General features: G+C 48.6%; 23 protein-coding genes and 1 riboswitch. Of the genes, 2 read left to right on the top strand and 21 right to left on the bottom strand.

What is annotated here, in order from left to right:
• Positions 1-40: 40 nt before the first annotated feature.
• The 12 genes from G358_RS0116805 to metA form a co-directional block, all read right to left on the bottom strand.
• The gene (locus G358_RS0116805) at positions 41-700 is read right to left on the bottom strand and encodes a response regulator (protein ID WP_019638408.1); all 660 of its coding nucleotides are present in this window, start codon (positions 698-700) and stop codon (positions 41-43) included.
• Positions 690-1739, bottom strand: coding sequence for a sensor histidine kinase (locus G358_RS0116810; RefSeq protein ID WP_019638409.1), 1050 nt, complete (start codon positions 1737-1739; stop codon positions 690-692). The genes G358_RS0116805 and G358_RS0116810 overlap by 11 nt, the downstream gene beginning before the upstream one ends.
• 2 nt (positions 1740-1741) lie before the next feature.
• Positions 1742-2689 (bottom strand): cell wall-active antibiotics response protein LiaF, encoded by a 948-nt coding sequence (gene liaF / locus G358_RS0116815; RefSeq protein WP_019638410.1) that lies wholly within the window; start codon positions 2687-2689, stop codon positions 1742-1744.
• A 242-nt stretch (positions 2690-2931) separates the two neighbouring features.
• Positions 2932-3087, bottom strand: a complete 156-nt coding sequence (locus G358_RS33500) for a hypothetical protein (protein WP_019638411.1) — start codon at positions 3085-3087, stop codon at positions 2932-2934.
• Between the two features lie 106 nt (positions 3088-3193).
• Positions 3194-3919, bottom strand: a complete 726-nt coding sequence (locus G358_RS32410; protein WP_019638412.1) for a 3D domain-containing protein — start codon at positions 3917-3919, stop codon at positions 3194-3196.
• Positions 3920-4037: 118 nt separating this feature from the next.
• Positions 4038-5975: a threonine--tRNA ligase gene (gene thrS / locus G358_RS0116830; protein ID WP_019638413.1), complete on the bottom strand. Its 1938-nt coding sequence runs from the start codon at positions 5973-5975 to the stop codon at positions 4038-4040.
• A gap of 157 nt (positions 5976-6132) precedes the next feature.
• A complete protein-coding gene (locus tag G358_RS0116835; protein ID WP_019638414.1) occupies positions 6133-6369 on the bottom strand; it encodes a hypothetical protein in 237 nt (78 codons plus the stop codon).
• 162 nt (positions 6370-6531) lie between these two features.
• Complete coding sequence (locus G358_RS30325) at positions 6532-7440, bottom strand: putative sporulation protein YtxC (protein ID WP_019638415.1); 909 nt, start codon at positions 7438-7440, stop codon at positions 6532-6534.
• A 246-nt stretch (positions 7441-7686) separates the two neighbouring features.
• Complete coding sequence (mqnC, locus tag G358_RS0116845) at positions 7687-8823, bottom strand: cyclic dehypoxanthinyl futalosine synthase (protein WP_019638416.1); 1137 nt, start codon at positions 8821-8823, stop codon at positions 7687-7689.
• A 187-nt stretch (positions 8824-9010) separates the two neighbouring features.
• On the bottom strand, positions 9011-10201 hold the full coding sequence (locus G358_RS0116850; RefSeq protein WP_019638417.1) for a trans-sulfuration enzyme family protein: 1191 nt from the start codon (positions 10199-10201) through the stop codon (positions 9011-9013).
• Positions 10202-10203: 2 nt separating this feature from the next.
• The gene (locus G358_RS0116855) at positions 10204-11382 is read right to left on the bottom strand and encodes an aminotransferase class I/II-fold pyridoxal phosphate-dependent enzyme (protein WP_019638418.1); all 1179 of its coding nucleotides are present in this window, start codon (positions 11380-11382) and stop codon (positions 10204-10206) included.
• A gap of 18 nt (positions 11383-11400) precedes the next feature.
• Positions 11401-12336, bottom strand: a complete 936-nt coding sequence (gene metA, locus G358_RS0116860) for a homoserine O-acetyltransferase MetA (protein WP_026342314.1) — start codon at positions 12334-12336, stop codon at positions 11401-11403.
• Positions 12337-12465: 129 nt separating this feature from the next.
• A riboswitch (SAM riboswitch) is annotated at positions 12466-12593 on the bottom strand.
• A 460-nt stretch (positions 12594-13053) separates the two neighbouring features.
• On the opposite strand from metA, the gene corA reads away from it, so the two are divergent.
• On the top strand, positions 13054-13995 hold the full coding sequence (gene corA / locus G358_RS0116865) for a magnesium/cobalt transporter CorA (RefSeq protein ID WP_019638420.1): 942 nt from the start codon (positions 13054-13056) through the stop codon (positions 13993-13995).
• Positions 13996-14096: 101 nt separating this feature from the next.
• Here corA and G358_RS0116870 read toward each other — a convergent pair whose 3' ends face one another.
• Positions 14097-15101, bottom strand: a complete 1005-nt coding sequence (locus tag G358_RS0116870) for an HRDC domain-containing protein (protein WP_019638421.1) — start codon at positions 15099-15101, stop codon at positions 14097-14099.
• A gap of 244 nt (positions 15102-15345) precedes the next feature.
• Here G358_RS0116870 and G358_RS0116875 point away from each other — a divergent pair, with 244 nt between their 5' ends.
• Entirely contained in the window at positions 15346-15648 is a 303-nt protein-coding gene (locus G358_RS0116875) for a DUF3055 domain-containing protein (RefSeq protein WP_019638422.1), read from the top strand.
• Positions 15649-15682: 34 nt separating this feature from the next.
• Here G358_RS0116875 and G358_RS0116880 read toward each other — a convergent pair whose 3' ends face one another.
• From G358_RS0116880 to G358_RS0116915, 8 genes are all read right to left on the bottom strand, one after another.
• The gene (locus G358_RS0116880; RefSeq protein ID WP_033404150.1) at positions 15683-16834 is read right to left on the bottom strand and encodes a phosphodiester glycosidase family protein; all 1152 of its coding nucleotides are present in this window, start codon (positions 16832-16834) and stop codon (positions 15683-15685) included.
• Between the two features lie 528 nt (positions 16835-17362).
• Positions 17363-18226, bottom strand: coding sequence for a 5'-3' exonuclease (locus G358_RS0116885; protein WP_033404168.1), 864 nt, complete (start codon positions 18224-18226; stop codon positions 17363-17365).
• A 34-nt stretch (positions 18227-18260) separates the two neighbouring features.
• Positions 18261-18623 carry an arsenate reductase family protein gene (locus tag G358_RS0116890; RefSeq protein ID WP_019638425.1) on the bottom strand — a complete coding sequence of 121 codons (363 nt, stop codon included), beginning with the start codon at positions 18621-18623 and terminating at the stop codon, positions 18261-18263.
• Positions 18624-18715: 92 nt separating this feature from the next.
• The gene (locus G358_RS0116895) at positions 18716-19651 is read right to left on the bottom strand and encodes an RluA family pseudouridine synthase (protein ID WP_019638426.1); all 936 of its coding nucleotides are present in this window, start codon (positions 19649-19651) and stop codon (positions 18716-18718) included.
• Entirely contained in the window at positions 19648-20217 is a 570-nt protein-coding gene (locus tag G358_RS0116900) for a cob(I)yrinic acid a,c-diamide adenosyltransferase (RefSeq protein WP_019638427.1), read from the bottom strand. Before G358_RS0116900 ends, G358_RS0116895 begins: the two co-directional genes overlap by 4 nt.
• A 287-nt stretch (positions 20218-20504) precedes the next feature.
• Complete coding sequence (locus tag G358_RS0116905; RefSeq protein WP_019638428.1) at positions 20505-20768, bottom strand: aspartyl-phosphate phosphatase Spo0E family protein; 264 nt, start codon at positions 20766-20768, stop codon at positions 20505-20507.
• A 128-nt stretch (positions 20769-20896) separates the two neighbouring features.
• A complete protein-coding gene (locus G358_RS0116910; RefSeq protein ID WP_019638429.1) occupies positions 20897-22108 on the bottom strand; it encodes an aminotransferase class I/II-fold pyridoxal phosphate-dependent enzyme in 1212 nt (403 codons plus the stop codon).
• 13 nt (positions 22109-22121) lie between these two features.
• Positions 22122-22622 (bottom strand): Lrp/AsnC family transcriptional regulator, encoded by a 501-nt coding sequence (locus tag G358_RS0116915; RefSeq protein WP_019638430.1) that lies wholly within the window; start codon positions 22620-22622, stop codon positions 22122-22124.
• Positions 22623-22659: the final 37 nt, after the last annotated feature.

A 22659-nucleotide genomic window follows, 5' to 3' on the forward strand; every position in this document is an offset into this window, starting at 1 on the left:
ATGGCAACCTAGATTAAGCTATAGTATGCCTTGTGTTGCGTTAGCTGCCGGTGACCCATCCTTGCCTGTGCGCATAAATCGCAAGCTGGGTCCGGTCCTCCAGCTCGCACTTCATCAGCAGATTGCTGACATGCGTCTTGACCGTCTTAATGCTGATATGAAGCTCTTCGGCGATATCTTTATTATTTTTGCCCTCAGCAATCAGCAGCAATACCTCTTTCTCCCGCTCCGTCATCCCGGAGCTATCCCCCTGCACCGTGCGTTGGCGCAGTCCGCGCGTCAGCGCCTGGGCTACGTCCCCCGTCATGACAGGCATCCCGCGATAAGCACCCTGCAGAGCATAAATCAGCTCTTCGGCCGACACGGTCTTTAGAACATAACTCACCGCACCCGCTTCAATAGCCTGAACTACAAGATCGTCCTCCAAGAAACTGGTTAAGATGACGATTTTCAATTCAGGATATCGGCTTAGCACTTCCTTCGTAGCTTCTGCTCCATTCATTGCGGGCATCATTAAATCCATCAAAATAATATGCGGCAGCCCGCCCTCTATTCCCTGATCAAGCAGCCTCACGACCTGGTCGCCATCGCTGGCCTCCGCTACGACCTCGAAACCCGGGTCAAGCATTAAATAAGTTTTCAGGCCCATCCGTACCATATCATGATCGTCTACAATCATTACCCTGATTTTATCGCTCATCCCGTTCCTCCCGCTCCTCGTCCTCAAACTTTGGAATATGTACGCGAATCGTCGTTCCCGCGCCAGGCTTGCTAATAATTTCAACATTTCCGCCAAGCTTTTCCGCACGTTCTTTCATCGTTGTCAAACCATATGACCCTTGCTTTTGCGACGTATTGCTGAATCCCTGGCCATCATCGCTAATGCTCAGCACAACCTGACGCCTTCCTTCCCTAAGCGACAGGCTGACCAGCTTCGCTCCGGAATGCTTGACTATGTTGGCCATTGCCTCCTGTATAATAAGAAACAATTGATGCTCCTTCGCCTCAGACAAATCGCCCTGCATATCCATATCCTGCATGCCTTTCAGGCCATTTTGCCGGCAATAATCCGGAAACCACTGTCCCAGCGCCTCCTCTAACGTTTTGCCAACCAATTCCATCGGCCGCAGCTGAGCAATAAGCGCACGCATCTGCTTTTGAGCCATGTTGGACATTTGGATCAACTGGTCTAGCACGACCTGCGCGTGAGCTTCGTCCTTCACCAGTACTTTGGGCAAAGAAGAGGCCGCCATATGAATGGCGAACAACTGCTGGCTTACCGTGTCATGCAAGTCCCGGGCAAGCCTTCTTCTTTCCTCCAGTACAGCCATCTCCGCTGCCTGCTCCTTTTCGATAACCTCCTGTTCGCCGAATTGCTGGAGCAGCTTCATCTTCTTCTCGACAGCTTCCGTCATGCTGTTAAATTCCTGGTATACGCCTGAAAATGTCTGGTCCACTGTCTCAGGCATGCGTACGGATAGGTTGCCCTTCGCAACCTGGAGCATATTTAAATGCAGGGAATCCAGACGACGCTGGATACGCTGCCCGGCAATATAGCCGATAATTAGCGGAAATACAAGAATCCCCGCGATAGTATAAATCCATACCCGGGGATCGATGAGCAGAATAGCCCCAAAAATCGAGCCAATGTAAAGAGCTGCTGCCGTCAGGCTTCCTGTCAGCAGGAAGTACAGCAGAAGCTCCCACTTTGTATTTTTTAATATACGCTGTACGATCATAATCAACCCACCATGTTCACTTTTACGTCGCCGACAAGCACGCTGACGACCAGTTTAATTTGTTTGCCAGCCTCGCCGTAATGAGGGGATTGTGCAGTGATATTGCTCATAAAGCCCCCGCGCTTCTCCGAGAGTACCTTCAAGTCGCCGATCAGAGCGCTCGAAGTGGCTGTAATGCCAAGGTCCATATCTTCCGGTATGAATACCTTCACATCGCCAATAAATGCCGACACATTAATTTTCGTTTCACCGTAAGGGATCTGCGCTTTCGTTAAATCGATAATTGTATCTCCGATGAAATGAGATATATTCATAGGACGCAGCTGGAAGTAATCCTGCCCCAAATGAACGTCACCTATAAATCCGGATTTATTGATTACTGCAGCCTTGTTCGGGTTTGTGCCATACTTGTTGTAGCTGTCGAATTTTTGCTTATCGTGCTTGGTTTTCTCCTCATTGTCCGTATAGCCCTGCTTGCTCGAGGTCCCAAAAATTTGATCCAGCGGCGATTCCATTTCTGGATGAAAGTCGGGATTCATGGATGCATCGTATGGACCGACAGGAGGAGGAGGCGTGGGAGGCAATATTTCCTCCTTGTTCCGGCGGCTTCCCCGCGGCTTAAACAATACAGACAGGCCCCCAATGATGAGCATGACCGGGATAAACAATTTGAAAAAATGCCCAGCGTCTATGTCCACATATCCTAAATTTCTGCCAAGAAAGTACAAGCCAATCCCGATTAAAATTAAGCTCCAAATAAAGTTGGAGCCGCCTCGCTCTCCGCTCCCTAGAGATAAAAGACCTCCCACAATCATAAAAACAGGCCAGTATGTCGAAAACAAGTAACCGATGCTGATGTTCGTATAGCCTAATTGATTCAGCAAAAACACGCCACCGATTGATATGAGCGTAAATCCGCCAATAATTCTTCCGAGCAAACTGTTATTCATCTTCATTCCCTCCATCTATGCAGCACGAACTCTAATCTGCTTCCAGTGTACAACATCCCAACGGGAAGGGACAGCGGCGTGAGATGGAATACGATCTCCGTCCCGAGACGGAGGAAGGCCCATTTATTTACATTTGTAAATATTATACTTTCTGTAATTTGACCACAAAAAAAGGCCAACCAAGAGGATTATGGCTAACCTGATAATACGAAAGAGCGCCCTTAACGGGACGCTCTTCAAAATTATTTACTGCTTTGAGGGTTGGCATTCGAAGCGGCATTACGGGAAGCTTTTGCTTTTTCAGCAACCGTTGCCATGCTTTCTTCTGCGAATTCTTCATTGTATTTTTCATTTGGCGTTTTATAGCCAGGTGAAGCAGCCTTTTTTTGATTTGCCATTTTGTTTCACCTCCCTTTTGCGTGTCACATACATTAAAATGCAGTGACTGCATGGATGCATTCGTATTATGCAACCCTGGGAGTCATATTATACAGAGCACACAAATCAAATCGCCGCTTCCCAAATATTATCAGGAATCTCCTTATGAACCTCCAGCGCCTTGCCCAATTCGCGGAACATATCCTCTGTTAGCTTGCCTGTTCCTTTACGTATAACCTGAACTTCAACTTCCTTCTTGCCCCATTCTTTAAATACCTGTTTCGTTGTAGTGAAGTACAGGTCAATCTTGTTCCCTTTAATTGCTGAGCCCTTATCGGCTACAACCCCATATCCGTACCCGGGAATATACAATATCGTTCCGAGCGGGAACACCTTTAAGTCAGCAGCTATCGTAGATACCGTATCCTTATCCCTTCGCACTTTAACACCGGAGTAAGTAATGCCGTAACCTGGATGGCTCGGCCGTTTTCCAGTAGATTCATACCCGGCGGTATAGCCGGTCGCTACGACCTTCACCGTTTGAACCTGCGCTTTGGCCGTTTTTTCTGCGGCCTCGGCTGCTGCAGGCTTGTCTAGCTTGCCCTGCTTGTCATGGCTGCCTTGGTAGGCCTGTTTGCCAAGCGACTCTGAAATATATACCGGCTGGGAAATTGCTCCTTGCCGGATCAGCTCTGTCGTTAATTTGAACTTATTTGCAGCTGCGATCGGTAAATACTCCTGATGGCGGGCAGTCTTGGCAAAAATCGTATTATCTTTGCCTATCAACAAAATGATCGCAATGGTAAGCACGCAACACATACCAATTCGCTCTGAAAAAATAGATTGGCGCATGTGACAATCTCCCCCCTTATTCAAAAGGGTGTCCACATGCGCCAATGTTTATACCTTCACCTTGTAGCCTTAAGGCGAACGGCTATCCATTTACTCTGTCTTTTCACTGTTATTTTAATTAAATCTTGTGATTCTGTATATCGCTTTGCAGCAAAGAAAGTACTTCGTCCAGCGGTTTTACGCCAAGATCGCCTTCGCCCCGTTTGCGCACGGAGACGGTGCCTTCCCTTTGCTCGTTTTCACCGACAACGAACATGTATGGGATTTTTTCCAGCTGGGCTTCACGGATTTTATATCCGAGCTTTTCATTGCGCAGATCGCCCTCTGCCCGGATTCCCCCGGCTAGCAGCTTATCCTGTACTTCTCGTGCATAAGCCTCGTAATTACCGGATACCGGAATGACTTTGGCTTGAACAGGTGCAAGCCACAGCGGCAAGTTTCCAGCAAAATTCTCCAGCAGGAATGCAGTGAAGCGCTCCATCGTACCGAGAATGCCTCTGTGCAGTACGACCGGGCGATGCTTGCCGCCATCTTCTCCGACATACTCCAGCTCAAAGCGCTCCGGAAGCAGGAAATCGATTTGCACAGTAGACAGCGTCTCTTCCTTGCCGAGTGCAGTCTTGATCTGTACGTCCAGCTTCGGTCCGTAGAACGCGGCTTCGCCTTCCGCCTCGAAGAACGGCAGCCCTTCCTCCTCGACGACTTCACGCAGCATGCGCTGAGCCGTGTTCCACATATTATCATCCTTGAAATACTTCTCAGTATCCTCTGGGTCACGATAGGACAAGCGGAACCGGTAATCGTTGATGCCAAAATCCTTATATACTTGTCTGATCAAGGCGAGCACGCGTTTGAACTCGTCTTTGATCTGATCCAGACGGCAGAAAATGTGAGCATCGTTCAGCGTCATCGCCCGCACGCGGTGCAGGCCAGTCAGCGCGCCCGACATTTCATAACGGTGCTGCATACCGAGCTCCGCGATCCGGACAGGCAAGTCCCGGTAGCTGTGCATCTGGCTCTTGTACACCATCATATGATGCGGACAGTTCATCGGCCGGAGCACGAGCTCCTCGTTGTCCATGACCATTTGCGGGAACATGTCCTCTTGGTAATGCTCCCAGTGGCCGGATGTTTTATAGAGCTCCACATTGCCGAGCACCGGCGTATACACGTGCTGGTATCCTAGACGCTCCTCGATATCGACGATGTACCTTTCCAGCGTGCGGCGCAAGGTAGCGCCCTTTGGAAGCCAGATTGGCAGGCCTTGGCCGACGAGATTCGAGAAAGTGAAAACTTCCAGCTCTTTGCCGAGCTTGCGGTGGTCGCGCTTCTTGGCTTCCTCGAGCAAGTGCAAATGCTCATCGAGGTCCGCCTTTTTGAAGAAGGCCGTGCCGTATACGCGCTGCAGCATTTTATTGTCGCTGTTGCCGCGCCAGTAGGCTCCCGCCACGCTCAGCAGCTTGAACGATTTGATTTTGCCTGTCGATGGGACATGCGGGCCGCGGCAAAGGTCGAAAAACTCGCCCTGATCGTAAATGGACAGAACGCTGTCCTCCGGCAAATCACGGATCAGCTCCAATTTATAAGGATCGCCCAGCTCCGTAAAAATAGCGACCGCTTCTTCGCGGCTTACTTCCCGACGGGTAATCGGCAAGTTTTCCCCGATAATGCGTTCCATTTCCTTCTCGATCTTCTGCAGATCTTCCGGGTTAATCGGATGTTCTAGGTCCATGTCGTAATAGAAGCCTTCCTCGATGACCGGACCGATCCCCAGCTTGACCTCTTTGTTGCCAAACAGCCGCTTAATTGCTTGCGCGAGGAGATGGGCCGTGCTGTGCCGCATGATTTCAAGGCCTTCCTTGGAATCCGGCGTAATGATTTCCACCGCTGCGCCGTCCGATAGCTCTGTTCTCAAATCTACGGCTGCCCCGTTGATTTTACCAGCCAACGCGTTTTTGCGCAGACCGCTGCTAATCGAAGCAGCTACATCCTCCAATGTACTTCCGTCAGCATACTCCCGAACCGAACCGTCCGGTAAAGAAATTGATACTGCCACTTTTTGTTCCTCCCTTAATTTCGTAATTCATTGCCGGGAGCGGGCAACAAAAAAAAGCCCGTCCCGGAAAGGGACGAGCGTTATATACCCGTGGTTCCACCCTCATTCGACTGCCCACAGCATCGTGCAGCATCTTGCACAGCCTACGGAACAATCCTTATTCGGCATTCGGTAACGGCAATGAACCGGCATTCCTTAATTCCTGATATGCTCCTGCATAGACGCCACCAAGGTTCGGGAATACAGCTACAAAGGGGTAAACCAAAACAGAAACCGAAGGGACTTCCAGCCAGCGATCCCTCTCTCTGTACCGTTCAAATTTCTGGTTCATGTCTTTGTCAACGCTTTTCACTTGAATATGTGTAATTATAATGCGATCCTGCAGAACCGTCAAGAAACCTCTCAAACTTGGTGGACTCGGTTTACGCGATTTCTTGGCTGTACAATTCTATATAGCTTCGTTTACGCACATTTCATTCAGCCTAGACTGAGCCACAGCCTGCGGCATCTACATTAAACCCTAACTATTCCTAAATTTCTACGTATGCTCCAGCCTTTACGTAACCTGATCGCGTTGTCTTATTCTCTGGTGGAACTCCTTGCAATGCGAACAGCGCAAACATAGCTGCACCCGTTCCCCAAATATGCGCCGGATCGTTGTAATCGCCAGAGCCTCCGGATCCCGGGTGTGGAGTAATATCCGTTCCGGGGACAAGGAAATCAGCGTACTGACGATAACGTCCTCGATTTGCATTTCCTGATCCGCCATTCGCATGACGACATCGCCCGAAGCGGGAGAATCAATTTGTTTGAAGCCCTCGTTCAACAGGACAAATTCACCACCCTGCCTATGCATAACGTGGATAAACGGAGTTAACGGCTCCTGAAAATATACAAAATATTGCAGCAGTCCGATGAAATCCTCGTATTGCTTATCGAGCAAATACTCCTCCACCGCAAAATCGACCGTTTCCCGCAGCCTTGTCTCATATTCCTGCAGCCGGAACGAAATAAACCCATCGAGATCAAGTGCGTCCAAACTTCCAAATACGGATCTCAAGGCCGATCCCACGAGGGATACCCGAGCTTTTCTAGCTTCGGCATATTCTTCTTCTGCGCCCAAAAACCTGCAGCAAATCGACTTTATGGCCTGCATCTCTCCATCGGCCAGCTCATAATCCTTCAGCAAAATTTTCCCGACGATTCCCGGTTCCTTCACGTCTACGACATACTCTGCCACAATCTGGGCTAATTCATCCATCAATTGATTATAATGGTTTATATGAAGGCCCTTTGCGGTTTTAGCGCTCATATTCCATTCCATTCTTTTACGCCTTGGCATATACACAAATTCAGCTTTTATATTTGCTTTATGTAAGCCTGGGGCCAGCCGCTTCATGTAATCGGCGAACTGGTTAGCTGACACGGAGGATTCAACCTTAGCGCTTATCGTAAAAAAATCCATGAACTCGCCCCTTTCCGCTTCCTTCTCAAAGTATATGGTCAGGAGGTTGCAGATATACGGGGCGGCTCATGGAAACATAAGCAGTTATTCCATTGTTTTGGCAGTTTACCTTTTGATCACGAAGCAGTAGCCCGGCAGCGAATTTTGCAATCTTCCTTGAAGTCCGGTGCTCATGTAGGTTCTGCCTACACTCCGCACCTCCTTCTTCGGATTCTTGCAACCTTCACCCTTGATTCTTGCAGTGAATCAGTTCTGCATGACGAAGTCTCTTTCTACCGAACTGCCTTGATCAAATACACGCAAAATTTCATATTTCGTATTCCGTTGAGCCGGAATTTTTCCAGCTTCGCGAATGATCGACAAGATCGATTCGATATTCACTTTGTACGTTGCCCCGGCCGAGGAAACTACATTCTCTTCAATCATCGTGCTGCCAAAATCATTGCAGCCATACTTCAGCGATAGCTTGCCCACTTCCGGGCCCATCGTCACCCAGGACGACTGGATATTCTTAATGTTATCGAGCACAATACGGCTGATCGCCACTGTTTTCAAATAAGCTTCCGGCGTCTGGCGCTCGCGCTTTAAATTCGTATTGTCCGGCTGGAAGGTCCAGGGAATGAAGGCCAGGAAACCTTCGGATTCGTATCCGTTTTGCAGGCATTCATCTTGAGCATCCCGCACGCGCATAAGGTGCAGCGCCCGCTCTTCCATCGATTCTCCAAAACCGATCACCATTGTTGCCGTCGTATTCATACCGATGCGGTGAGCCGTCTGCATGACATCCATCCAGTCTCTCCAAGAGCCTTTAAGCCGGCTGATTTTGCGGCGTGTCCGGTCATCTAAAATTTCAGCGCCCCCGCCTGGCAGGGAATCCAGTCCAGCTTCGTGAATTTGGCGCACTACTTCTTCAAGCGTGAGCCCGTCCGATACTTCTTTCATCTTCATAATTTCCGCCGGTGAAAAAGAATGCATCGTAATGCCCGGAAATCTCTGTTTAATTTCCTTCAGCAGGCTCGTATAGTAGCTGAACGGCAAATTCGGATTCGTACCGCCCTGCATCAAAATTTCAGTTCCGCCAACATCGATGGTTTCCTGTATTTTCTGGAAAATAACTTCATCCGGGAGCACATAGCCTTCTTCCGAGCCCGGTCTGCGATAAAAAGCGCAAAAACGGCAGTATACATCACAAATGTTCGTATAATTCACATTGCGGCCAATGACGAAAGTCGTAATTGGCTCCGGATGCTTTCGCTCCATCAAAATGTTTGCCGTGTGTCCCATTTTCTCTATTTCCTCAGATTCGAACAAAGCGATCGTATCCTCCAGGTTGAGCCGCTCTCCCTTGAGCGCTTTGTCCAGTATATCGTCGATTGCAGTCATAAGCTGCCTCCCTTTCCCCAATAAAATGGTGCGTGTAAAGTTTGTGCTGCTGACAATTCCGGTCCAATGGACTTTATAAATTAAATATGCAGAAATTTAACAATTACGGCTATATCGTAACATAATATGGACGGAAAAACAGCACCCGATCAGAGATCGAATGCTGTAAATATCCAAATTGGAATGATTATTCCTGCTCCAGCGCCTGCTGCAAATCGGCGATCAGATCGTCGATATCCTCCAATCCCACGGAGAAGCGCAGCAGCCCGTCGGTAATGCCCCGTTCATGGCGGACTTCCCTCGGCATCGAGGCGTGAGACATCATCGCCGGATAGGAGAGGATGCTCTCTACGGCCCCTAAGCTAACAGCTACCAGCGGCAATTTCACCGCATTCAGCACCCGCTTGGCCCGTTCTCCGGAACCCACGTCGAAGGAGACGACTGCCCCATATCCCGAAGACTGCTTCTCATGAACCTCCCGGCCCGGATGGCTTGCAAGCCCTGGATAGAACACGCTGTAGATATCACTGCGCTCGCTTAGCCAATGAGCTAGCTTGTTCGCGCTACTCTCGCTGTAAGCCATCCGCGCGCCCAGCGTCTTCATTCCGCGCATCAGCAGCCATGAATCCTGAGCCCCTAGGACCGTGCCAAGCCCGTTCTGCATATATTTCAGCCTGCGGCCTAGTGACTCCGTTGCCGTAACGGCCAGTCCTGCCAATACGTCGCTATGGCCGCCGAGAAACTTGGTCGCGCTATGCAATACAATATCAACGCCTTGCTCAATCGGCCGTTGATAGTAAGGCGTCATAAACGTATTGTCGAGAATGCTGAGCAGTTCTTGCTCCCTTGCCCAGCCCGCCACTTCGGCGATATCTGTTATTTTCAGGGTAGGGTTGGAAGGCGTTTCAATGTATACCGCCTTCGTATTCGGTCTTAAGGCGGCCTTGATTTCATCTATCGACGTCATATCGACAAAGGTCGCTTCGATTCCCATTCGATTCAATATGCCGGTAAGCAGACGATATGTACCGCCGTATACATCCTCCGTAACAATAATATGATCGCCGGCCGAGAACAGCATAAATGTTGTCGAGATCGCCGCCATACCGCTCGAGAATGCAAATCCGCGATGACCGCCTTCAAGAACGGCAATGTAGTCTTCCAGCGCCTGCCTTGTCGGGTTGCCAGAACGGCTATAATCATATTGCGGAGGCTCATATATATCATGGTGGTGAAAGGTCGATGCCTGATAAATCGGCACACTGGAAGCCCCAGTCGCACTGTCCACTTCGCCTCCGAAATGGATCAGCTTCGTATCAAACCTTTTGTCCTCTTTTCCGGCCCCAGGCCGTCCATTTGAACTGCCTTGATCACTCATGCTTACTGTCTCCCTTCAACTTCAACCCTTGCAGCTTCCAGCGCCTGATCGAGATCCTGGATCAGATCGTCCACATGCTCAATTCCGACCGAGAAACGGAGCAATCGGTCATCGACACCTACGGCGTCCCGAATTTCCGCTGGAATATCCGCATGAGTCTGTACGGCCGGATAAGTCATTAAAGACTCCACTCCGCCAAGGCTTTCGGCAAAGGCGATTAATTTCAAATGGCGAAGTACCGGGTCCACATATCGGGCATCTGCTACCCTGAAAGAGAAAATACCTGTATTTCCACTGGACTGGGCATTTTGAATGCTATAGCCGGGATGGTCTGGCAGCCCCGGATAGAAAACTTCCGTCACTGACGGATGCTCCTCCAAATACCTGGCAATGGCCAAAGCATTGCTCTGATGGCGCTCCATGCGCAAAGCGAGCGTCTTCATGCCCCGCATCAGCTGGTATGAATCCGTCGGGCCCAGCACTGCCCCGATCGAATTATGGAGAAAAGCTAGCTCCTCTGACAGCTCTTTCCCCTTCGAGACGATAAGTCCGGCCAGTACATCGTTGTGCCCTCCCAAATACTTCGTAGCACTATGAACGACGATATCTGCTCCCAGCTCTATTGGACGCTGGAAAAAAGGAGTTAACAGCGTGTTGTCGACAATCGTGAGCAGTTGATGCTTGCTAGCCCATTGGCTAACTAGCTTAATATCGGTGATCATCATCAGCGGGTTAGTAGGCGATTCAATGAACACGGCCTTCGTGTTCGGCTTGCGGGCACTTTCAAGTGCATCCAAATCATTGGTATCTACATAGGATGCGGTAATTCCATATTTCGATAGCACTCGCTCCAATAAACGATAGGTGCCTCCGTACAAATCAAGTGACACAATCAGATGATCGCCGCTGGCAAACAAAGTGAACACCGTTTGCAGCGCTGCCATGCCCGAGCTGCAGGCGAAGCCCGCATCTCCGGATTCCAGAGCGGCCGCCGCTTCTTCCAGTACGGCGCGCGTCGGGCTTTTCGTCCTTGAATAGTCGAATCCTGTACTTTGGCCAAGCCGTGGATGCCGGAAAGCTGTTGCCTGATATATAGGGTAGTTTACCGCTCCGGTGACCGGTTCCTCGACAGAACCGATTTGTGCGAGCACACTTTCAATACGGTATTGCTTCTCTGACATGTAACAATCCCTCCACAACTAAATATGATAAATGAGTTCTCTCTGCTGATCTATATCATAAGGTGTCTCCTGGTACACATAGTAGTTCAGCCAATTGGAGAATAATAAGTTTGCATGAGCTCTCCACGTCGAAATCGGAGGGCAAGAAGGGTCATCATTGGGGTAATAATTAACAGGAAGAGCGACATCCAGCCCCTTGGCTACATCCCGGTCATATTCCCATTTCAAGGAACAGGGGTCATATTCCGAATGCCCGGTCACGAAAATTTGCTTGCCATCCCTTGTAGCGACGAGATAAATGCCGGCCTCTTCAGACTCAGCCAATATATCAAGCTCCGGTACCTTCTCGATGTCACTTCGTTCCACGTCTGTATGACGGGAATGCGGAACCTGAAACACCTGATCGAATCCGCGCAGCAGTTTCACGTTTGGAATATTAACCTTATGCGGGAACACGCCAAAGCATTTTTCCGGAAGAGGGATCTTTTTGACACCGTAATGATAGTATAAGCCGGCCTGGGAAGCCCAGCAAATGTGCATTGTTGAGGTGACGTGCGTTTTGCTCCATTCAAAAATGTCCTTCAGCTCTTCCCAATAATTTACCTCTTCAAATTCCAGTTGTTCTACGGGAGCGCCCGTAATGATCAGGCCGTCAAAACGGCGTGTCTTAATTTCATCGAATGTTTTGTAGAACATTTCAAGATGCTCGGCGGACGTATTTTTCGAGATATGGGAGCGGGGGTGAAGCAGCACGATTTCTACCTGCAGCGGCGTATTTCCAAGCAGGCGCAAAATCTGTGATTCCGTCGTCTCTTTTGTCGGCATCAGATTCAGGATAGCAATCCGCAACGGACGTATATCCTGGCGATAGGCCCGTGATTCGTCCATTACAAATATGTTTTCATTCTCCAATATTTCTTTGGCCGGCAAATGATCAGGTACTTTAATCGGCATTTTTAATTCAACTCCTTCTTTGAAAAACATGATTTGCGCAGTCATCCTATAGTAGAAAGCGGACGCATCCGTATATAGAAAGACCTTTCTCATGAGAGAAAGGTCTTCATCGCTATCGTCAATGCGCCTCTCTCATCTCTCAGTCACCGCTTGACGCTGCTCGCGTCTGCGGATTCTGCAAGAATTAGCACCGTACGATTTATTCGCCGGTTGCCGGGTATCATCGGGCTAGTCCCTCCACCTGCTCTTGATAAGATTTCGCTATTTAATTTTTTGGAATTCAGAATTGTTTCATTCCTTGAGAACACTTTAATGTATAAATAAAGTTCCGTCAAGAACCCCGGCCGAAAAACCATCACCTTCTCTGAACGTCCGCCATACACTAAAATCAGCCCTGCGAAGCCGGATATGATGTGAATATGACTTGATCATGTCATAGCTGAGCGGTATACTAGACAAGTGTTAACGACCTAAGGTAAAGAGGTGAAACCGATTATGGAAGGCGACCCGAGTCCGCAGAGTACTGCCCCACAACAACAATGGCATAGGAAATCGATCAGCAGAGCGCTCACGGACAGATTGGGGCTCTTTCGTTTTCGTTTCCCGGTGTTTCAATGAAGATCGCCTGTACAGGCGTTACCGGCTGCTGATCCTTGTTTTCCTATGCTCAATATGAGCATACCTATCCGTTGGGACAGGGGAAAAGGAGTGATCATCATGAAAATTCGCCATGTCAAAGATGGTGTATTTACTGCGGTGGACAATGAGAATGTGGAAATAACGACTACCGCCCCGGAGGAAGGCTTTTACTGGATTGATGCTGACAGCGAGGATCTCGCCCTCCTGCAGCCGCTGTTTTCCCTGCATGATCTGGCCGTCGAGGACTGCCTGACAGAAGAAGAGCAGCGGCCGAAAATTGAAACATATGATAACCATTACTTTATAGTTGTAAACAGCATTCGATTTGATGATGAAGAAATTTTTCTGCGTTCATTGAATATTTTTCTAGGCCGTCATTACATTATTACGGTAACGAAGCAAAAAATTAACGAGCTGCGTGCCGTTAAACCGATTCTCTGGGAGCAGGAAGTCAGTGAGCCTGACCGGTTCCTTTACTTGCTTATCGACCTCGTGGTCGACAATTACTTCACCGTTAGCGACCGGATCGAAGTCAAGATTGAGAAGCTGGAAGAGGATATTCTGATGCATACGAAGCGCTCTCATTTGATCGAAATCATCGGTCTGCGAAGTGAAATATTGTGGCTCAAAAAAATGCTCGGTCCTCAGAAGGAAGTTATAAATATTTTAAATAAAAAAGATCTGCGCCTCATTGATGATCAGCTTCAAAAGTATTTCAGCGACATTTACGAAAACGCCGTAAAAATATCCGAGAACTTTGAGACTTTCCGCGAGCTGATGGGTAACTTGCGCGAAGCTTATCAATCCTCCATCGCTAACCGTGCGAATGAGATCATGCGTGTGTTTACAGCGATCACGACGATTTTCATTCCATTGACGCTAATAACCGGCATATATGGAATGAACTTCGATAACATGCCTGAGCTGCACTGGAAATACTCATATTACGTAGTCATAGGCATTATGGTCGTGCTTGGTGCGGGGATGTATTATCTGTTTCGTAAACGGGACTGGATTTGAAACGATAAAGGACGAAAGGGCTCCTGCATTTTGGAGAATTCTTTCGTCCTTGTTATTTTATGCTGTCCAGCCGGATTCATGCCTAGGCAGCTTTCTTCATCCTATCCGGCATCTCTGACATCATGACCTGCCCGGCGAAAGCGGATGCGAATAAGCCGAAGACGCTCATACAGCATCTCCCTGTCTCCTCCGTCCGCTGCCTCTTGTCCATAAACCTGCTGCAGCACCGGTTTCAGGAAGCCGTCCCCCAGCTCCTTGTAAGCCTGCAATACCGCAGCCTGCTCCTCCGCCGGCATGCTTTGGAGCTCTCCTTTTACCAATTGTTCCGTGTTATATCCGTCCTTCTCCAATTCTTCCACCAGCTCAATCACCTCCCGGCGCTCCATTTTTACCTGTTCACGAATCTGTTCCACATTAAGGCCTTCAGCAATGCCCTCCAGCAATTTCCGCCGCACGCCGTATTTCTCCATCTCTACGCGGAATTTAGCTTCTTTCTGCTTATACAGCCAAGAGCGAAGCGTATCCTCATCCACCGCCTGCTCTACCCAATCAAGCGGAAATGAGTGGGTACGGCTATAGTTCTTCGTCATAGCAAGAAGCTCATCACCAAATTCAGCTGCTTTATTCTGGCCCACCCCCGGCAGCTCTAGAAGTTCTTCAAGCTGCTGTGGCACAAATACGCTGATCAAACGGAGAAGCCGATTGCTCGCAATCAAATACGGTGCCTTCCGTTCAGTCGACGCCTTCTTCCTTCGCCAATTGCACAATTCAACATAGAGAGGCTCGTTCGTATTCGACTCACTGTAGCAGATCAGCTTCTGGGCGATCATCGCCTTGCCGCGAAGCGGTTCTTTATCTTCCCAGACCCCATCAATCGCAGGCTTAAAGCCTTCCCCCAGCTTGATAACTATACGGTGCCGGTAAACATGCAGCATCTCGGACCACGATGAGCCCTCATACCATATGTACTCCTGCTCCCCGTCAGCCGTAACTTCGTTCCATCCCATCCGCCATTGACTTTCTTCCTCACCCATCCAAATTTGGGCACTGCTGACGACTGCGCCTGCTTCCTTCTTCTCCAAGCTGTTTAGAAATATAATACGCATTAACAATTCGCCTCCCTACTCAAATTCAGTATCGAACGGTTATCCATCACTTTGTACGCAAAAAAGCACCCCTCCTGTAAAATTACAGAAGAGGTGCTTCCCCCATTCATATACTGTTACAACCAATGATACCATTTTTTAGGACACTGTCAATATTTCAGATCCGATGTTTTTTCCCATTGCTCTAATTTATCAGCTATAATAGCTAGAAGTAATAGTAACAAGAATCAAGGGGGCTAAGTAAATGACTGATCCACACAAGGAGTTGGATTTTCTATCCGACACGACAGAGAGTACCTCCACTAGGTTCGTCACCTTTATCGGCGCATCGCTGAAGCGTTTTGATCTGGCTGTCACTGCGACAAACCGGTTTTATGGAAAAAAGCTGGTGACCGATTTGCAAAGCGGCAAAACCGCCATTCTCGGTACGGACGACCTGGAGGAAGAAGGTTATCTCGCTCATATCTACAAGCTTGAAGAGGAAGAAGCCGATGAGCTGAAAACCTTTCTCTACCAAGTCGTTGGCGATCCTTATTTTACCGATTGATTGATAATTGATCAATGCCGGGCGGGGGTAATTTTCATTTGTTCAGGCTGGAGCCGAAAACTAACGTATTGCTAAGCAGCCGGCCAGCCGGCGTCACTATTTTTCCCCCGCTATACATGGCCGAGGAAGCCCCGCCATCCAGGTTCATCGCCTGCTTCGCTCCCAGCGCTTTCATAATGTCAGCCCACTGCTTCATCGTCGCGCCAGGTACTGTCGCGAGCATAATCGAGCCATCCTGCATGATGGCTAGGCCGCTTCGGGCTGCCGATGCCGTTAATATTTTGCTGTCATTGAAGCCTTCCTCCGCCGCATTGAGCGCAACCTTGCTGTCCTTGACAAGACGAGGGCCGGCACCTACTCCGGTAACTATGTCTTCCCATTCAGGCAGCGGCTGATCCTGAGCGTCTTTATAAGTAAGCTGCAAATTCACTTCACTGCCGATCGCAAATCGTTCTGCAGTGCTTTTCTGGGTTCCGGTAAAAACAAGCACGAATCCATTATCCGGAATGGCGGCATTGGCGTTTACTTCATTCTTAACGACTTTACCATCATCAACGGTCACGGCAATTCCCCCGGTGAACCCTACCTTGCTGCCGCGGGCCGGATTAAACAGTATGCTGGTGCTGCTTCCTTCCACGGGTACCCGGTTCAGGAAGGTGGCATACCAGCCCATAGATTTCCCTTCAGGAGATACGACCGTTCCTGTAAGAGTAGCGCGTAAAGAATCCATGATTGCCGTTCCATCTTTTTTAAAACCGATCGTCGTACCGTAACCTCCTTTATGGATCAGCTCCCCGTTGGCAATAAGCATGCCATATGGATCAGGCGGCCCGCCGTAAGCTTCAAAGAAAGCGCCGTTAATCGCCGCTTCGGCCCGGTAGTTTTTGACGATGGAAGCAAACGCCTCTGTGCTGCCCACCTGGTTTTTCGCGAGCCCTACCGTAACGGGCGTGCCCTTCGGAATCCTTACAGTTTGAACGGTAAAGCTTTTGTTGCCTACCTTTACTTTTTTCGTTTCTTGTTTAATGCCAGGCTTCGCTGTTGGTTGGGCGCTAACTTGGGCGTTGCTGGTCCGGGCACCCTCCTGCGCATTCACAGCGGTTTGTCCGTTTACAAACAAACCACCCAATAGAACTCCGGCAATCCCAATCGAAACCCATCTCATCCATATTCGTTTCTTGTTCACTCTCTGCTGCCACTCCCATCAAAATTATGTACCCGTACCCATAATTTAAAATCATGCCTTCATTGTTACAACATTATATCGCATTGCGCACTGCCTGAAGAGGACTAAGATCCGAGGGCCACTCCACATTTACTCCCCGGAAAATATCAAAATCGGGCTAAATTACATTGATACTTTAGTCCATTTGACTGTTTGTGTCAATTTAACCGAACAAGTTTCTGCCAAAAAAACAAATGTCATTAGAATACCAAAGCAGCAGCTCAATCGCAGACCCAAAACGTAATTCCCATTCCATGAACAAAAGAGAACCTCGCTGACTCGGCCAATTCGGTCATTTTTCAACTGACGCGCTGCTGCTATTCCGGCAAATACGTTTCGCGAACGGCCTTCTGCAACCTCCCTGGGCAGTCCTTGCAAATCAGTTTGTTAAGACGGATGTTGATACTTCCAATAAAAACGACCCTGTATCCGCATATAACGATACAAGGTCGTTGATCATAAGTTTGTATTTTCAAAAACATGAAATCGTCAACTAATCATTTTCAATAGTGATGTTAACCGATACTTTTCAAATACAGTGGCTGCCGTATCCATAGGTACGCTCCATAAACAGTCTTCTAAATTACATTCAATCGGCACTTCAATGTTAATTCGGGCGAGCGTTCTCGATAAATGAAGCATATCCAAGTCTGATTCGATCTTAAGCTTAACACCCTTTGGCAAAATATCGAGGTTATTCAGTATTCCATCAATCGATTCATATTCCGCGAGCAGCTTTAACGCTGTTTTTTCACCGATTCCTTTGACTCCCGGATAGTTATCACTCGTATCGCCAGTTAGTCCTTTCATTTCAACGACTTGGAATGGATGGATCCCCTTATCCTCCTTCAGGAAATCCACATCATAGACCGCATAATTTGATCTGCCTTTTTTCATAATGACCACATGAATCCGGTCCGATACAAGCTGCAGCATATCCTGATCTCCCGTGAGAATGAACACATGTTGTCCTGTATGACTGAGCTGTTGTGCAACCGTTCCAATACAATCATCAGCTTCATAGCCTTCCAGGCCAATGTTAGGGATTTGAAGGGCAGCAACGATTTCTTTTACCAAAGTGAACTGGGGAACCAATTCCTCTGGCGCCTCGGGCCGGTTGGCTTTGTAATTTTCATAAAGATCCGTTCTAAAAGTTTTGCTCCCCATGTCCCAGCAACAAATGACATGAGTCGGCTGGAAATTGTTAACTGCATCAAAAAGGTATTGTAAGAAACCATAAATCGCATTTGTCGGCGTACCATCATCTAATCGTCTAAAACTGTATGACTGGGCAAAATACGCTCTGAAAAGAAGAGCCATTCCATCCACAACTAATACCTTATTATTTGTCATGTCCACTTCTCCGTTCCGATTTTGCGTAATCATGCTATTTGCCCCAGACCCGTTCGTATTCCTCTGTTTTAAACCCAACTGTAACCTGCTTGCCATCGCTGACCAATGGACGCTTGATCAGCATCCCCTCGGATGAGAGCAGAGCGATCTGCTCCTCACGGGACATACCCGGCAGCTTGTCCTTCAATCCTTGCTGCCTATATATCTCTCCAGACGTATTGACGAACTTCTTCAATTCAAATCCGCTTCGGTCAATCCAAGCGGACAGTTCCTTAACATCCGGCGGGGACTCTTTAATGTCGTGAAGCTCCAACTCATGACCTTGCGCCTTCAGCCACTTTACCGCACTACGGCAGGTGCTGCATTTCGGGTATTGATAAACGATAAGCTTGCTCATCTGTGTGAACCTCCTATGTGTCCTATGTGCTTTCCTATGTCAAATCATCAACTTGTATAATTCCATTGTGTACCCGCTGCTTTGTTGGCAGCTCACTTCATAGCTCTCAAAGCGCGTTCAAGCCGCTCCATATCCGCCGGAAACGGAGCATGAAAGGTCATATGCTTCCCTGTCAGCGGATGGCGGAATGCCAGTTCGGAAGCATGCAGAGCCTGACGCTGAATCCAACGATCCCCGTCGTCTTCCTGTTCGCTATCCGCCTTCCGGTACATCTTGTCGCCAATTAACGGGTGGCCGATCGATGTCATATGGACCCGGATCTGGTGCGTCCTTCCCGTCCCCAAAATCAATTCTACCTTGGAGGCAGGGCCAATGGCTTCAAGGGTGGAGTAATAGGTGAGTGCCGGGTAACCGGACGGGGTAACGATTCGGCGATGAGGCTCCTCAGGATCACGATCGATCGGCCCGTCGATTGTTCCCTTCGTCGGATCCGGTACCCCGTGAACGAACGCCACATACTTCTTATCCACCTTTCCTGCGATCAACTGCTCGGAAATATGCTGGTGCACATAAGCATTTTTGGCTACGGCAAGCACACCGCTCGTCTCCTGATCCAGGCGATGAACCGGGCGAAAACGAAACATCTCGCCTTTTTCCTGCCAATAATGTACGACGCCGTTAGCTAAAGTGCCCGTATAGTGGCCATGTGTCGGATGAACAATCATGCCGGGGAATTTATTGATGATTAATAACGCGTTGTCCTCATAAATCCGTTCAAACGGGATCGGCTGCGGAAGTATATCCTCGGAGATTTCCTTCTCCAAGGCAATTGCTGCAATATCTCCGCTTTTTACGGGCACACTGATGTACACTCTCTCCCCGTTAAGGGTTATGCCTTTCTCCGTAAGTTTCAGCCGCGACATCAGCTTTCGGGACACTCCCAGCCTCCGCTGAAGAAGCTTTTTAAGCTGCCAGCCGTCTTCTTCCTCTGTTACTTTATATACAATCGGATCGTAATATAACGTCATGACTTTCTGCCAAACACCTTCGCGCTGCGCACGTATTCGATATCTTTCAAACCTATTCGTGCATTAGCTGCTCGAGCCACAGCAAAAAAATAGTCCGAGAGACGGTTCAGATAAATCAGCACTTCGGAATTAACCTCCTGATGCCTGCCCAAGGTTACCGCTCTGCGCTCCGCGCGGCGGCACACGGTTCTGCATACGTGCAGCACTGCAGCCAGCGGGGTTCCACCGGGCAGTATAAATTTTTCGAGCGGGGGATTACCACTTTGATGGCGGTCAATCCATTTCTCCAACTGTGATGTCAGTTCAGCCCCCACTTTAAAACGACGCTCCTCTATTTTGACGTAAGCCAGATCGGAACCGCAATCAAACAGCTCTTGCTGGATTTGCAGCAATTCGTCCTTAAGATCGGCGAACTGCTCTGATTCGATCAGGCCAATAGCCTGACCAACGAAGCTGTTCAATTCATCAATCGTCCCATAAGCTTCAATTCTTACATCATCTTTATCTACTCTACCGCCGATTACCGAGGTTTGACCTGCGTCACCGGTTCGCGTGTATAATTTCACCCTGATCCCTCCTGAATAATGTGGAACCTACATATTCCACCATGTCATCTTCATTCACCTATTCTTAAATCCAATATACCATAAAACGCAGGTGCTCATTATTTTCCTATAATGATATTGTGCATCGCATCGATCGGCGATTGGAGATATGGCTGTCTGTTTAGCTGTCTATCATAAGTTTACAGATCATTCATTTCCTGCTTGGCATGCCGGTTTTTTGCAGATGAAAAAAGGGGACCCGTGAAGGATCCCTCTTTCTTGTAAATGATATAGATAGACGAGCCTATTTATTTCGCTCTCTGACTCTTCATAAATTCATTAATCTTTAAATCAAGCAGGCTGCTGATCTCGATGACAATGTCCGAGGTAAAACACTTTTCCTCCAGAAAAATCTCTTCCATTTTAGTGCGCAGCAGTTGGATTTCATCCTCCAATGTCACTGCCTGTGGTGATGTCGTCCGGCTTCCTCCGTCCATCCATTGATTCGTTTCACTGCCTTCAGCAATATGACCGCTCGTCTCGTACGGCATGTTGTATTCACCACAAAACAAAAGATATCCCTCCCTGAGAAACTCAAACCTCTTCCAAAACCAAATTATAACATGTTTGTAGGACATTTATCAATTAATAAATGAAAGAAATGTTAAATACCCCCATTTGTTATTTTGGCGTCTCTCATTCAGCCCTGCTTTAATTTATGGACGAACTGCCCCATCCGATCAAGCGCTTCGTTGATTTGATTTACCGATGTCGCATAGGAACAGCGCAAGAAGCCTTCGCCGCCTGCACCAAATGCTGTTCCGGGTACAGCGGCCACTTTCGCCTCCATAAGCAGGCGCTGCGCAAACTCATCCGAGCTAAGCCCCGTTGATGCTATGCCCGGAAAGGCGTAGAATGCTCCCTGCGGCTCATGACAGGACAAGCCGATATCCCGAAGCCCCTGTACGATCAGCCTTCTTCGCTGATTGTAAGACTCGACCATCTGATCCTTCTCTTCCAGCCCGTTCTTCAGCGCTTCCAGCGCAGCCACCTGGCCCATAATCGGCGCACACATGACAGTATACTGATGAATTTTGAGCATTGCATAAATGAGCTCCGGATGACCGCAGGCATAGCCCATGCGCCAGCCTGTCATAGCAAATGCTTTGGAAAATCCGTTCACCAGAATTGTACGGTCCTTCATGCCTGGCAGCGAAGCAAAACTGACATGCTTTGCGCCGTAAGTAAGCTCCGCATAAATCTCATCCGAAATTACGATCAGATCATGCTCCTCAACGATTTTAGCAATCGGAAGCCAGTCCTCGTACGTCATGATCCCGCCCGTCGGATTGCTCGGGTAGTTTAGTATAAGCACTTTGGATTTGGGGGTGATTCCCGCCTGTAAATGCTCTGCCTTCAGTTTGAAATTGTCTTCGGCATAAGTCCCGATTTCTATGGGGATGCCTCCGCCAATAAATGAAATCGGTGAATAAGAAATATAACAAGGAGCTGGCACGAGTATTTCGTCCCCCGGCTCAATAAGCGCGCGCAGCGCCAAATCAATCGCTTCGCTGCCGCCAACGGTAACAAGAATTTCGTCATTGGGATCATAGGTCAGCTCAAAGCCATTGTGCAAATATTCGGCGATTGCCTCCCGGAGTTCAGGCGTTCCTGCATTGGAGGTGTAGCTGGTATAGCCTCTTTCCAACGAATAGACACAGGCCTCCCGTACATGCCATGGTGTAATAAAGTCTGGTTCCCCTACGCCTAATGTAATAATATCTTTGCTGCCGCTGGCAAGATCGAAAAACTTCCTGATCCCCGAAGGCTGAATCTCTCTCACCCGGGGTGATAAGTAAGATAACATCGATTTGCCGGACAATTCCGACTCGTGCTTTGATTGTACTGTCATAACATTACTTCCTTTACGGAGAAATCATGAGACGGCGATCCTCTTCCGGATCTTCGAAGATGATGCCGTCCTGTTTATATTTCTTAAGTATAAAATGCGTCTTCGTTGAGAGAACGGAATCCAGCGTCGACAGCTTGTCGGATACAAAGCTGGCTACCTCTTTCAAGTTGCGTCCTTCGACTTCTACGAGCAAATCATAAGCGCCTGACATCAAATACACCGACTTGACCTGCGGGAACAAGTATACGCGCTCTGCGATCGCTTCAAATCCGCGACCGCGCTCCGGTGTAATTTGCACCTCGATCAAAGCGGTTACTTTCTCATCATCAAGTTTACCGGAGTTCACTACCGTCGCATACTTCACGATGACATTATCCTCTTCCAGCTCTGCGATCGCCGTCGTTACTTCATCTTCAATCACACCAAGTAATGTGGCCAGAAGAGCAGGGCTTCTCCGGGCGTCTTCTTTCAATAGCTCCAGCACTTTCAGCTTCAATTCGCTTATTGGTTTCATGCTTCATCCTCCAGCGCTGTTCCGATGAAGACAGGCC

The organism is Paenibacillus fonticola DSM 21315, assembly GCF_000381905.1.
Taxonomy (GTDB): domain Bacteria; phylum Bacillota; class Bacilli; order Paenibacillales; family Paenibacillaceae; genus Fontibacillus; species Fontibacillus fonticola.